General features: G+C 60.1%; 13 protein-coding genes. 5 read left to right on the forward strand and 8 right to left on the reverse strand.

The genetic code is table 11. The features are described 5' to 3' along the window. Positions 1-23: 23 nt before the first annotated feature. From DXD56_RS05975 to DXD56_RS06000, 6 genes are all read right to left on the reverse strand, one after another. Positions 24-797 carry a DUF554 domain-containing protein gene (locus DXD56_RS05975; protein ID WP_233524948.1) on the reverse strand — a complete coding sequence of 258 codons (774 nt, stop codon included), beginning with the start codon at positions 795-797 and terminating at the stop codon, positions 24-26. Positions 798-858: 61 nt separating this feature from the next. After that, positions 859-2,289 carry a hypothetical protein gene (locus tag DXD56_RS05980; protein WP_147325187.1) on the reverse strand — a complete coding sequence of 477 codons (1,431 nt, stop codon included), beginning with the start codon at positions 2,287-2,289 and terminating at the stop codon, positions 859-861. Positions 2,290-2,307: 18 nt separating this feature from the next. Beyond that, entirely contained in the window at positions 2,308-2,523 is a 216-nt protein-coding gene (locus tag DXD56_RS05985; protein WP_147325188.1) for a hypothetical protein, read from the reverse strand. A 49-nt stretch (positions 2,524-2,572) separates the two neighbouring features. Beyond that, on the reverse strand, positions 2,573-3,172 hold the full coding sequence (locus tag DXD56_RS05990) for a hypothetical protein (protein WP_117640551.1): 600 nt from the start codon (positions 3,170-3,172) through the stop codon (positions 2,573-2,575). 90 nt (positions 3,173-3,262) lie between these two features. Further along, positions 3,263-3,772 (reverse strand): hypothetical protein, encoded by a 510-nt coding sequence (locus DXD56_RS05995; protein WP_099431401.1) that lies wholly within the window; start codon positions 3,770-3,772, stop codon positions 3,263-3,265. Beyond that, entirely contained in the window at positions 3,769-4,065 is a 297-nt protein-coding gene (locus DXD56_RS06000) for a hypothetical protein (RefSeq protein WP_089573322.1), read from the reverse strand. Before DXD56_RS06000 ends, DXD56_RS05995 begins: the two co-directional genes overlap by 4 nt. 344 nt (positions 4,066-4,409) lie before the next feature. Here DXD56_RS06000 and DXD56_RS06005 point away from each other — a divergent pair, with 344 nt between their 5' ends. Genes DXD56_RS06005 through DXD56_RS06015 form a run of 3 tightly spaced genes read left to right on the forward strand, consistent with a single transcriptional unit; the run spans position 4,410 to position 8,035 of the window. Beyond that, the gene (locus DXD56_RS06005) at positions 4,410-6,011 is read left to right on the forward strand and encodes an FAD-binding oxidoreductase (RefSeq protein ID WP_117640552.1); all 1,602 of its coding nucleotides are present in this window, start codon (positions 4,410-4,412) and stop codon (positions 6,009-6,011) included. 2 nt (positions 6,012-6,013) lie between these two features. Continuing rightward, positions 6,014-6,829, forward strand: a complete 816-nt coding sequence (locus DXD56_RS06010) for an electron transfer flavoprotein subunit beta/FixA family protein (protein WP_117640570.1) — start codon at positions 6,014-6,016, stop codon at positions 6,827-6,829. Then, complete coding sequence (locus tag DXD56_RS06015) at positions 6,830-8,035, forward strand: electron transfer flavoprotein subunit alpha (protein WP_117640553.1); 1,206 nt, start codon at positions 6,830-6,832, stop codon at positions 8,033-8,035. On the opposite strand, the gene DXD56_RS06020 is transcribed toward DXD56_RS06015, so the two are convergent. Continuing rightward, positions 8,032-8,844: an HD domain-containing protein gene (locus tag DXD56_RS06020; protein WP_117640554.1), complete on the reverse strand. Its 813-nt coding sequence runs from the start codon at positions 8,842-8,844 to the stop codon at positions 8,032-8,034. The genes DXD56_RS06015 and DXD56_RS06020 overlap by 4 nt on opposite strands. A 162-nt stretch (positions 8,845-9,006) precedes the next feature. Between DXD56_RS06020 and DXD56_RS06025 the strand changes: the two genes are divergently transcribed. Together DXD56_RS06025 and DXD56_RS06030 are read left to right on the forward strand one after the other, a co-directional pair. Then, positions 9,007-9,771 (forward strand): AzlC family ABC transporter permease, encoded by a 765-nt coding sequence (locus DXD56_RS06025; RefSeq protein ID WP_255413185.1) that lies wholly within the window; start codon positions 9,007-9,009, stop codon positions 9,769-9,771. A 187-nt stretch (positions 9,772-9,958) separates the two neighbouring features. Further along, positions 9,959-11,101 carry a diguanylate cyclase gene (locus tag DXD56_RS06030; RefSeq protein WP_117640556.1) on the forward strand — a complete coding sequence of 381 codons (1,143 nt, stop codon included), beginning with the start codon at positions 9,959-9,961 and terminating at the stop codon, positions 11,099-11,101. Positions 11,102-11,290: 189 nt separating this feature from the next. Here the strand turns inward: DXD56_RS06030 and DXD56_RS06035 are convergent, their stop codons facing one another. Beyond that, entirely contained in the window at positions 11,291-12,226 is a 936-nt protein-coding gene (locus tag DXD56_RS06035) for a DMT family transporter (protein WP_117640557.1), read from the reverse strand. Between the last annotated feature and the right edge of the window lie 41 nt (positions 12,227-12,267).

Here is a 12,267-nt window from a genome sequence, read left to right on the forward strand (position 1 = left end):
GAGATACCGATGCGTTGATAGATTTAGAACAGGAGGGCGTAGATGACGGCGATGACGACGGAGGGAAGCATATTGGCCGTGCGGAAGGTCTGAGGACGGATGAGGTTGACGCCGACACAGAAGATGAGCATGGAACCTACGAGCGAAAGGCTGTTGAGGGCAGCTGTGGTCATGATGGGGGAGAGCGCGCCGGCAAACAACGTGATCGTCCCCTGGAACACGGCGACGGGCAGGGCGGAGAAGATGCAGCCGCGGCCAAGCGAGGCCGTCATGGTGCAGACGATGATGCAGTCCAGTGCGCCCTTGAGGGCAAGCGTTGACCAGTCGCCGAGCAGGCCGTCCTGGATCGATCCCACAATGGCCATGGCGCCGATGCACACGGTGAGTGAAGTCGAGACGAAAGCGTTGGTGAACTTGTTATCGCCCTCACTGCCAGTCTTGCGCTTGAGCCATTCGCCAAGGTTCTCGATGGCGGCCTCCAAGTTGATGGCCTCGCCGATGAGCGAACCGAGCGCAAATGAGACGATGAGCATGGTGGTACCGGTGGTCGCTAGCGCCTTTCCATCGATGATGAGCATCTTTTGCATGGTGCCGCCCAGGCCGATAAACAGGACGCACAGCCCCGATGCTTTCATGAGCGTGTCTTGGATGTGCGGTGTAATGAAGCGGCCGCCCGCTAATCCCAAAAGACCGCCCGCAACTAAAAGCGCAACGTTGATGATTGTTCCCAAGCCCGGCATGAGCCCTCCTGTATTGATGCCAACGTGGCAATCGTAGCAGAACGAAATGCGAGGCACATCGCGACTCATCTAATACGTTATATAAGTGGTATTAGGAATGATGCGCAGCATTTAAGCCTCAGGTGGTTGTCGGGACATAGGGGTAGTAGTCAAAGCGCAGTGTCATAAGCCGCTGCGAGGATTCAATAGCCGCGGCGATGATATTGGCATCGCGGGCACGATCAAACCCTTCGAGTTCGATCTGATACGAGACGTCTTGCATAATGTCCAGACGTCGCCAGGCTAGAAGTGTGTCGCCATCGAATTCCAAGGTCTTGCCTCCGTCTGGGGCAACGGCGTATAGACGCAGTTTAGCGGTGGTTGCAGGGTCGACAACCGTGACCTTTTTAATTTCGTTTCGAGTATTCTTGGCGCCCAACAAGGTGAGCAGCGTTGGGGCCACGACCTCGCCCGATGGCAAATAGACGACTTCGATGGATTCGGGAAATGCGATGATGGCCGACTTGCGGACGGGCTGATTGGCGGCGGCAACTTCGATGTTTGCAGCATCGATGACCTCTGTGTGGTCGAGGGCGGCAAGCACGCAGCAGTTACCTTCATCGATCTCCTGAGGATCAGCAAGCCCCAGACTGTCCGCGAGCTCGGGATCGTTTGGACCGGTAGCGGGCTCATTTGGTGCTTCGAAAGAAGCTGGGACGCTGTTTGTCGGCGACGGCGTGTCGCCCGCACCTGCTTCTTTGTCCGTGCTCTCTTCTTGTATGGTTGCGTTGATGGGTTCGTCGTTTGAGGGGAGCGTCTTGGCGTCAAGCGCGGAGGGGACAATCCCGACGGCTCCGGATCCGTTCCACTCCATCTCGAGAAGCGCCGGGTCGGCAAGAATGCGTTGCCTGCCTAGCGTGTGGGTATCGATCGCAATAGGGCCTGCCTCCGTCCCGCGCGTAAGGCTGAGCGATCCGGCCGGCTTCTCGAAATGAATGTCTGTGTCTTCGGTACTGGCGGCGTAGAACAGCAGGGATGCTTCTCCCGCCGCGATGGCATCGGTGCCCGCCTTGGTCAGCCGCAGCGATGCCGTGAATGAGAGGGTGGGCTGCACATCGTCTGCATTCGCGGCGGCGCAGCCCAGACATATACCGCCTCCTTTCTCGAAAAACGCACCGTCGAAGGCGACCTTCGCTCCGTTCGCCGAGTCATCGACCGAAGCGATATCGATGCGCAACCCCAAATCGCACGGATCGCCATCTGCATCGAGCACAATCGAGCGCCACGTGCAGACGGCGCACCCCGCCTGGGAGCTGTTTGCCTCGTTCGAACGATTGATATCCACGACTATCGAGCCGTCCGTATTACGACGAAGGCATCCCGAGGTTGAGATTGCGGCCTGTGCGAACGAAAAACGCTTGCACGCAATGGCGCTCGACGGATTTGGTGCGGAGCTTAGGGCTGCTGGTAAGGAGTCTGCCATGACGGGAGTCGCCCAAGCGGCGACAGGCGTTCCGGTTGCGAGCGCGCCGCAGAGTGCGACGACGGGCAAAAGGTTCTTCGATGCCATGGGGTCTCCTTAGCTAATTTAGTGCGGCCTGTCCGTGTTTCGTTTCTGGCTGCGTTTGATGTGCAGACCGAGGCCGGCAGTTCCCGCGCCTGCTGCCGTGGCGCCTGCTGCCAAGAGCCATCGTCTGTCGTCTGTCTGTGCCAACGGTTCCTTGCAGTTGCCGCGGTCGAGCTCCGAGAGGTCGACCGTCACCTGCGTGGCGGCCTGCGCCTGTTCTTGCTGGGCAAAGGCCATGGCTGGCCCAAACGCTAGGATACTGACGGCGGCGGCCAGGGCGACGGCCTTATGCCGTGTGCGCACCGGGCTCGACCGTCCAGGTGATCGTTGCAACCTGATCGCCTTCGCCGGTTACGTGGAAGATGTCGCGCGTGACGCGGGCGACGTTTCCGCTTGTCTTGAGCTTAATTTTGTCCGTGCCGCCGGCAATGCCCTGGTAGCCCATGTCGAAGGCTGCATTCTTGGAAAGATCGAGGCCCGTCTCCTGCATTGCGGCGCTGGCGTTCTGGAGTGCGCCGTCGGGGCCGACCTTAAAGTCGATGGAATTCTGCGCGGTTCCGGCCTTGGCGTCGGCGGCAATGGTCCAGGTGTTCATGGCGTCGATCTTCATGTTGGTGACATGGATGCCGTAGGCCGAATGATTGTCGATGGTGGTCGCGTCTTCTGAGGGGCCCTGAAGCGTGCCGTCGGCCTTGGCGACGAAGGGAATAACCGTCGGAACTTTGAACTCTACGTTGTCGATCTCGGTCCTGACCATTACTTTCGTGGTTCCAACGCGCCCGGCTGCCAGAGCTGGCGTCGGGGCGGCGCCCATTGCGAGCGCGAGCGCGAGCCCTGCGCCCACGACGAGCGCTCTGGCTCCGTTCATGTTCCTGGTGATGTCCATGGTCGTTCCTTTCTATTCGCCGCGGGCCGTCCCCGCGATGATTGGACGAATGCTGGTGAATTGCGTGCGGTGCCGCGTCGGCCGAAAAAGCTAGTTCTCGGCTTGCTCAACCCGTACCTTGACACGTGTCGGATTGCCGTGGCTGTCGAGGGTCTTGGCATCGAGTGCCTGGATCTCGATGTATGCCTCGCCTTCTTTGATGTCGCCGGCGGGGCACGTCTCGATTGTCTTGCCGGTCTCGACCACACCGGATTCGTACATGGTCTCGTCGTTTTGGATGACGCGGAATCGCTGGGGAAATTTATTGTCTTGGACGTTTTGCACGTTGACGCGCAGCTTGCCGTCCTCCTGTAGCTGAGCGACCGGCGCGACCGAAATCGTCATCATGTTGTCGCGGACGATGGCATCGAGCTCATCTTGGATTTCTTGTCGCGATTTACCCTCTGCCGTCGTGACTGAGGCACCCGCTTCGGGCACGGGCTGCGACTGCCAGGCGTATAGCCCTACGGCGATGAGGGCGCAGACGATAGCCAGACAGACAACGACGAGTTTCTTGCGACGCCCCAGTCCTGCGAGGCGGGGCGGCTTCTTCGCACTCATGCGGCGTCCTTGGTGGTGTAGACACGTGCGAACGTGGACGGGTCCGCTCCAAAGAGCATGTGAAGCATCAGGCGGCGCGAGTAGATGAGCTCGTCAAAGTCGTGAGGGAGCTCGATGTCGTGGATACGCGCGATGTGGTGGGCGAGCGCCGAGAACGACTCGGGGTCGCAGATAACATCGGTGGTGACGTGGTAGACCGCCGTATCGGGGAACGCCTCTTCGTCGAAAGGCAGGAGATAGGGATCGTCGTCGACCTCGATGGCGACGCCGTACTGGGGCCAGTAATATGCCATGGGAACCTCCCTGCTTCTGGGGCCAAACTTCTATCGGTTTTGGCTGTCGATGCCGACCGTATCAGCCGCTACTTGACCAATTTCTGACCAAATGCTTGACGGATTGACATCTCCGCAGGTAAAAGGTGGAAAAAATTACTTCAACTTTTTTCGAGCGACAATCGAGCGGTCGGCGACGGCGGGGCGATATGTGTCAAAAGCATCGTCTGCCGAGGAAGCCTTGCCGTTCGCCGAATTGCACGAACGTAAAAACGCCAATTATGGAGACGGTCTCGAACACGTCGACGAAACGATGCGGTAACATCTCCCTGAAAACACTGTAGTTAGCTAAAGGGGGAGTTCGCGTGTCTGCAACCATTAAACCCTTCACCGACGAGTTCGAGGAGTATGGCCGCGATGAATCTCGCGCATCGGGCGAAGCATCGAGCATCTCGTTTCCGACAACGGAAGACGAGGTCCGTGCCATTTTGGAAACGCTCCATGCCGAGCGTGTCCCGGTAACGGTTCAGGGCGCCCGAACCGGCCTTGCCGCCGGTGCCGTGCCCCACGGTGGGCATATCCTCAATACTTCCCGTATGAATCGCTACTTGGGCCTTCGCCGCGATGAACAAGGCCAATTTCTGCTGCGCGTGGAGCCGGGCGTTGTGCTCTCGGAGCTGCGTAAGCAGCTGAGCAAGAAGGTACTGCCGACCGCTGGTTGGGACCAGGCATCGCTTGAGGCCTACGAGGAGTTCCAAGAGTCCCCCGAGCAGTTCTTTCCCACCGATCCCACCGAGGCATCTGCCTGTCTGGGCGGCATGGCGGCATGCAATGCCTCCGGCGCCCGCAGCTACGCTTACGGTCCCATGCGCCCGCATATCACGGGACTCCACGTCGCGCTGGCTGATGGCGATTTGCTTGAGCTTCAGCGCGGCGAGGCTTTTGCCCAGGGCCGCCACCTGTCGCTCGTGACGGCAGAGGGCCGTACGCTCGAGCTCGATCTTCCCAGCTATACCATGCCCGAGACAAAAAATGCCTCAGGCTATTTCGTTGCGGACGATATGGACGCCATCGATCTTTTTATCGGTGCGTGCGGCACGCTCGGCGTCATTACCGAGCTCGAGATCGCCCTGCAGGCGGCACCTTCGGTCGTATGGGGTGTGAGTTGCTTTTTCGATAGCGAAGACAAGGCCGTGTCCTTTACCGATTCCGTGCGTCCCGTGCTGTCCCATGCCGCCGCTATTGAGTATTTCGATGCTGGCGCCCTGGATATCCTGCGTCGCCAGCGCGAGCAGTCGACAGCGTTTGCCTCGCTGCCGGCGCTCGACGACGAGGCAAAGGTCTGTGTCTACGTGGAGCTCGACTGCGATGACGAGGCGCAGGCGACCGAGGGGCTGTGCCACCTGGGATGGGTGCTGGAGCTTGCGGGCGGCCGCGACGATGCGACATGGGTCGCCCGCACCGAAGTCGATCGCGAGTGCCAGCGGTTCTTCCGCCACGCGGTCCCCGAGAGCGTCAATATGCTCATTGACGAGCGTCGCCGCATCGACCCCACCATTACCAAGCTGGGATCGGATATGTCGGTGCCCAATGCACGCCTTGCCGATGTCATGGCCCTCTATCGCCGCACGCTGGCCGAAAGCGGGCTTGAGTCTGCTGCCTGGGGACACATCGGGAATAACCATCTGCATGTGAACATCCTGCCGCGCGATGCGCAAGACTACCGTCGCGGTGGCGAGCTGTTTGCCCAGTGGGCTGCGGAGGTAACGGCTATGGGCGGTGCCGTTTCTGCCGAGCACGGCGTCGGCAAGATCAAGGCGGGCTTCTTAGAGACGATGTACGGTCACGAGGCCATGGTCGAGTCGGCGCGGCTCAAGCTCCAGCTCGATCCCGACGGGCAGCTGGGTCGCGGCAACCTGTTTTCGGAGAAGCTCTTGGATGAGCTCGTCCAGAAAGGGGGCGCGTGAAGATGAGCGATTTCCATATGGTGGTGTGCGTCAAGGCCGTGCCGGGCAGCACCGAGGTCAAGATGGACCCCAAGACCAATACCATCGTGCGCGATGGCAAGCAGGCGGTCATTAATCCCTTTGATGCGAGCGCTTTGGAATGCGCGCTGGCGCTGAAGGACGACTTTATCGGCTTTGGCATGGATGTGCGCGTGACGGTGGTGTCGATGGGCATCCCCGCGACCGAGTCGCTGCTGCGCGACTGCATCGCTCGAGGCGCCGACGACGCGCTGCTGCTGACCGATCGCGCCTTTGCAGGTGCCGATACCCTGGCGACCACCTATGCTCTCAAATGCGGCATCGAGGCACTCGACGAGGACTTCGACCTGCTCATCTGCGGCAAGATGGCGGTGGATGGCGATACGGCCCAGATTGGTCCCGAGCTTGCCGGTGCCTTTGAGATTCCCTGCGTGACCGACGTGAGTTGCGTGCAAAGCGCGGGCTTTACGACGTGTGGCTCGCTGGCGCTCGTTCACGGATGCGATGCCGGCGAGGAGACGGTGTGTCTTGAGATGCCGTGCGCGATGACGACTGCCAAGGAGATTGGCCAGTTGCGTATGCCGAGTATTGCCGGTATTCGCGCGGCGGAGGAGGCGGACGTGCGCGTGGTCAGTACCGCCGACGTGAACGCCGACCCCGCGCGTTGCGGTCTTGCCGGATCACCGACGCAGGTCGTGCGCTCGTTTGTGCCCGACCGTGACCAAACGTGCGAGGCCGTTGAGGGAACGGCGTCCGAGCAGGCGGTAAAACTTGCCAAGATTATTGAGGGGATGGCATAGATGAGCGGGCTGATTATCGATAGCGAAGCCTGTATCGGCTGCGGTCGCTGCGTTCGCGCCTGCGCCTCGGGCGGCATTGTGGTGGAGGGTGAGCGCCCCAATCGCTGTGCCCGCGTAACCGACGGCTGTATCCTGTGCGGTGGGTGCGTCGACGCCTGCCCCGTCAACGCCATCTCGATTGAGCGCGACGAGGCCGCCGGCGCGGCAGACCTTGACGCATATCGAGACATCTGGATCTTCGTGCAGACTGACGAGCACGATGCCGTTGCATCCGTGGCCTTCGAGCTCATGGGCAAGGGGCGCGAGCTTGCCGATGCCCGCGGCTGCCGTCTGGTGGCACTGGTCGGCATGAGCCCCGAGGGCTCACTCGGGGACCTGGAGCATCTGATTTGCGCCGGTGCGGACGAAGTTCTGGTCTGTCGTGACGAGCGCCTGCGTCAGAACGACGCAGAGGTCTACGCCCGCTTGATCTGCGATTTGGTAGCCGAGCGCAAGCCCGAGGCCATTCTGTACGGTGCGACCGCCTTTGGTCGCGAGCTGGCGCCTGGTGTGGCCGTGCGCTTGCAGACGGGCCTTACGGCCGATTGCACGGTGCTTTCGATGGATACGGAGACGGGTCTGCTGCAGCAGACGCGCCCGGCGTTTGGCGGCAACCTGATGGCCACCATTATCTGCCCCAACCACCGTCCTCAGATGGCAACGGTGCGCCCCGGCATCTTTAAGGCGCCCGAGTTTGACTATAGCCGCTCCGGCACGATTGCCCAGGTAGTGCTTGCGGATGACGTTAAGGCCCGCGTCGAGATCTCGATTCCCGCCGAGGAGTGGGGACAGCAGGCCTCAATTGCCGATGCCGAGCGTCTGGTCGTGGTGGGCCGCGGCATCGGCTCCAAGAAGAATCTGCCCCTGATGCGAAAGCTCGCCGATGCCCTGGGTGCCGAGCTTGGTTGCACGCGTCCCATTGTGGAGGCAGGCTGGTTGGAGTATCGCCACCAAATTGGCCAGACGGGTGTATCGGTCTCGCCCAAGCTCCTCGTGAGCATCGGTGTCTCGGGCGCTATCCAGCATCTCGCCGGCATCGGTGGGGCGGAGTGCATTGTCGCCATCAATGAGGACCCGGATGCCCCCATCTTTGGTGCCGCCCAGTACAAGGTCGTCGGCGATGCCGTTGAGATCGTTGAGGAGCTGCTGGCTCAGCTTGAGCGCTAAGCGCGCGTCAGCCAGTCGCGCATCTCGTCCTTTAGGCGGCTCCAGGTTGCCTGCGTGGCGGGGTCGGTAAAGGGCCGCGTAATGCCAAAGGGCGCGTCGAGCAGGCGGTGGATATCGCCCTGTTTGCGCGCCAGCGCGCGGCTCGCTGGATAGACGAGCTCAAACATAAAGCAGATGAGTCCCACCAGGTAGTCTGCGGGCTCATCGCGCTCATCGCGTGCGACGCAGCGGTGCTCGTCAAAGGCGGTAAGCGCCGGTGTCGAGAAGTGGCTGGCGAGAAACGTGTCCTCATCCACCTTGAGGATGGTGTCGACGGTGCTGTCGGCGATGGTGCGCATAATGTCGATCTTGTCGCCATCGCGCACGATCTCGCAGAAGCTCCGTGTACGGGTGTCGAGTTCCGTGGGCAGGCGAAAATCACTGTGGTGGGCGATGCTCGCGCGGATCAGTTCGTCCTCTGCCGGGTCATCGATAAAGTCGCGGATGCTCGTTACGGCGGGTGCATCGGCGGGATTCTCGCCAAAGAGGACCTCGATGCCCAGCGCTGCATGGCTCATGCTCTCGGCGTCCTTAAAGGTGTCCCAGCGCCGCAACTGCTCAAAGCGGCCCATATCGTGTAGCAGGCCGCAAAGCCATGCCAGGTCAATATCTTCTGACGACCAGCCCTGCTCGCGCGCTACGGCATCGCATGCCTCGGCCACGTGGTACGTATGCTCGATTTTGAGCGCGATGCGTGGGTTGGTGGCGTCGTAGGCATCGGTGTAGCTTTTGAAGGCCGCGCGCGCCCGGTCTCGATCGATAGCTGTCATAATGACTTCCTAAAAAGTTGTGTCTTTCGATCCGGTGGCAATTGTAGGTGAACTTTATTGCCACCGGTTGATATTTCTGCTGCGTTGCAAGGCGCGCTGCAGACGACTTACCAGAATGGGAGTGGCATGGTCCTTAGGATCTTTAAAATCGTCTGGCCAGTGATGCTTACCTATATTGCAATAGGCGCGCCGTGCGGAATGATCATGGGGCAGACGGGAATGGAGCCCTGGATGGTCTTTGCTCTGAGCAGCACGTTTGTGACGGGCAGCGGCCAGTTTATGATCTGCAATCTTTGGCTGGCGGGCGTGCCTGCAGCATCGATCGTCGCGAGCGTTGCTGCCATCTCCTCGCGCTTTGCGCTTTACTCGGCATCGATCGCGCCGCATCTGACGGGTGCCTCGAAGCGTCAGACGCTGGCTGTTGCCGCGACACTTACCGAGGAGGCATATGGCATCTCGCTTGCCAAGTTGGTTGAAGGGGAGGATTGGGGCCCGCGCGAGTCCTTCGTGCTCAACGTGATTCTCATCGCAACATGGGGCGTTTCGTGTACGATGGGCGCCATCGTCGGCGCCGTTGTCGATGTTCCCACCGCCATTGCAGCCTTTGTCTGCACCTCGCTCTTTATCTGCCTGCTCTTTTCGCAGCGACTGTCGCACGGCAATGTCGTTGCCGCGGTGGCTTGCTCCACCATCGCCGGCACGGCTATGACCACGCCGGTTGCTCTTGCCGAGGTCGCGCCGCGCTATGCCGAGCTTGCGCCCACCGCGTACGCCCAGATCGCCACCGCCGTTATCATCATGGCAATCATGGCTCCGATTCTGACTGGCTGGGTCGACAAGAAGTTTTGCCAGGGCAAGGAAGATCTGTCGCCCGCCGGTGTCGAGGCCATCGAGGAAGCCGTCGCGATCGACATCGATGGCGAGTAACAATCGACACCCATCAATAGTGCCGGCGCGCAATTCGCGCCGTTTGAGCGCCCGAACGAAAGCTGTCTTGCAGTGACGTTCGGGCGCTCTGCTATGATTCCCTTTACCCCTGCGGAGTAGGGGTGTTTATTGCCCAGACACGAATCGGGCGATTCTGACCACTTGGATATTGAAGGGATGGCGTCTAGTGGTTAAGGCACTCAAGATTGAGATATTCCTGCTATGCATGATTGTTCTTATCGGGCTTGCCGCGCGAAGTCGCCACTCCTTGTTCTCGAGCACCCAGCAGCTCTTGTTTAGCATGCTTGGCTACACCTCTGCCGCGTACATATTATTCGATATGATCTGGACGCTTTCGGACGGTGTGGACGGCACGTTGGGCATTGCTGTCAACTGGATTTCCAACGCGGTTTCGTTTTCGCTCTTTGCTATCGCGTGTCTCATTTGGTTTATCTATTCCGAGACGGTGCAGGGCTCTCGCCTTTTGACCGCGCGCTATAGGATGGCGTTTGTAATGCTACCTACGGCTCTGGTGGTCGTGCTGGTGTTTACCAGTTACTGGACGCACGCCCTGTTCTATATCGATTCGCAGGGTGTGTATCGTCGCGGCTTTGCCTATATGATCCAGCCCATCGTCAGCTACTGTTACGTTATACATACGTCCCTGCATGCGTTTGTGCAATCTCGCAGGGTCGAAAGCCTGCAGACGAAGGCCATCTATCGAACCTTGGCATTTTTCGCCATTCCGGCCCTGGTGGGCGGTACCTTTCAGGTCGTATACTCGGTGCCCGGCCTTTGTGTCGGCATAATGATTAGCATGTTGCTGCTCTATATCATCTACCAGGAGCAGCTCATCTCGACCGACCCGTTGACTGGCCTCAACAATCGCAACCGTTTTGAGACCTATATGCTGTCGCTCTTCTCAAATGTGGATCAGGCCGAAGACGTGTATCTGCTTATGATGGACGCCGACGGCTTTAAGCAGATTAACGATCGCTATGGACATGTGGAGGGCGACCATGCTCTTCAGGTCATATCCGCTGCGCTCAAAGAGGTCTGCTCGGCGTCAGGTGGCTTTATCGCGCGTTATGGCGGCGATGAGTTCGTGGCGCTTCAAAAGGCGACGGCGGAGCAGGATATCGTGCGTCTGTGCGTGACAATCAACGACGAGCTCGCGCGCGCCGAGGTTCCGTATCTGTTGCGGATGTCCATCGGCTACGCACGGGTTGGTGATGGCGTTGATACCTGGCAAGACTTGCTTCGCGCTGCCGACGCGGAGCTCTACCGCGTCAAGGCCGAGAAAAAGAAAGCCGGCGTCCAGATACGCTAGAAAAGGGGCGTACGACCGTTGCGATGGTCGTGCGCCCCTATTGCGTTTGTGGGGGCCAACGGCCATAATGCCCAGGCGCGGTGCGGCAAGACGGGCGTCTGCCGCCGCGACTCGGTACGAAATCAACGAGAACCAGTGTGCTCCATTAAGCTAAAGTGTGCGAACGCCCTCCCTAAAAAGGTGAGCTCGCTAGGCTTTTTTGGGTTTGTTGACGATGATGATGCCGCCGCAGACCAAGAGCAGGGCAACAAGTACGGTAACGGGGCTCGTGCCAGCGCCCTCGCCGAGCAGCAGTGCGCTCAACAGCACGCCAAAGACCGGGTTCATAAAGCCAAAGACCGACACGCGGCTGACGGGGTTGACGGTGAGCAGGCGGGACCACAGCGAGTACGCGACGGCGGAAATGAGTGCCATATAAATGATGAGCGCGATGGCGGGGGCGATTTCGGCGGGGGACAACGTACCGCCCATCAAAAAGCCGATGGCGGTGAGGACCAGGCCGCCGACCAAGAACTGCCACCCGGCAAGCAAGACGCCGTCGTGCTCGCGCGAGAAGATGCCGATCAGGCAGGTCGAAAGGGCACCCGCAACGGTGGAGGCCAGGATAAAGCCCTCGCCGTCGAGCGCAAAGCCAAAGGTGCCGCCCGCGCCCGAAAGGTTGACGAGCGCGACACCGGCAAAGCCCAGTACGCAGCCGAGCACCTTGGGCGTATTGAGCCTCTCGGTGTGAAATGCCAGGGCGGCAAAGAGGATTGCGAGAAAGTTGGCGCTGGCCTCGATGATGGAGCTCGACATGGCGCTGGCGCGCGAAAGTCCCAGGTAGAAAAAGAAGTACTGCCCGATAGTCTGGAAGAGCGACAGGATGCAGATGGACTTAATGTCGCGTACCTGTGGGACGAGCGGGCGATGCTGGGCTGCACTCATACCGGCGATAACCAGGATACCGGCAAGCGTGAAGCGCAAACCTGCAAAGAGTAGCTGCGAGGCGCTATCGTGCGCCGGGATACCAAAGAGTGCGTAACCGATCTTGATGCAGGGAAAGGCCGACCCCCAGAGTGCACAGCAAACAAGACAGCCCAGGATGAGTCCGGGCAGGGTGGCGAGATACGGCCTGCGGCTTTCCATGATGTCCTTCTCCTATACGCGCAAAGCAAAAAAGAACCCGC

The organism is Collinsella sp. TM06-3, from assembly GCF_003436395.1.
Classification (GTDB): domain Bacteria; phylum Actinomycetota; class Coriobacteriia; order Coriobacteriales; family Coriobacteriaceae; genus Collinsella.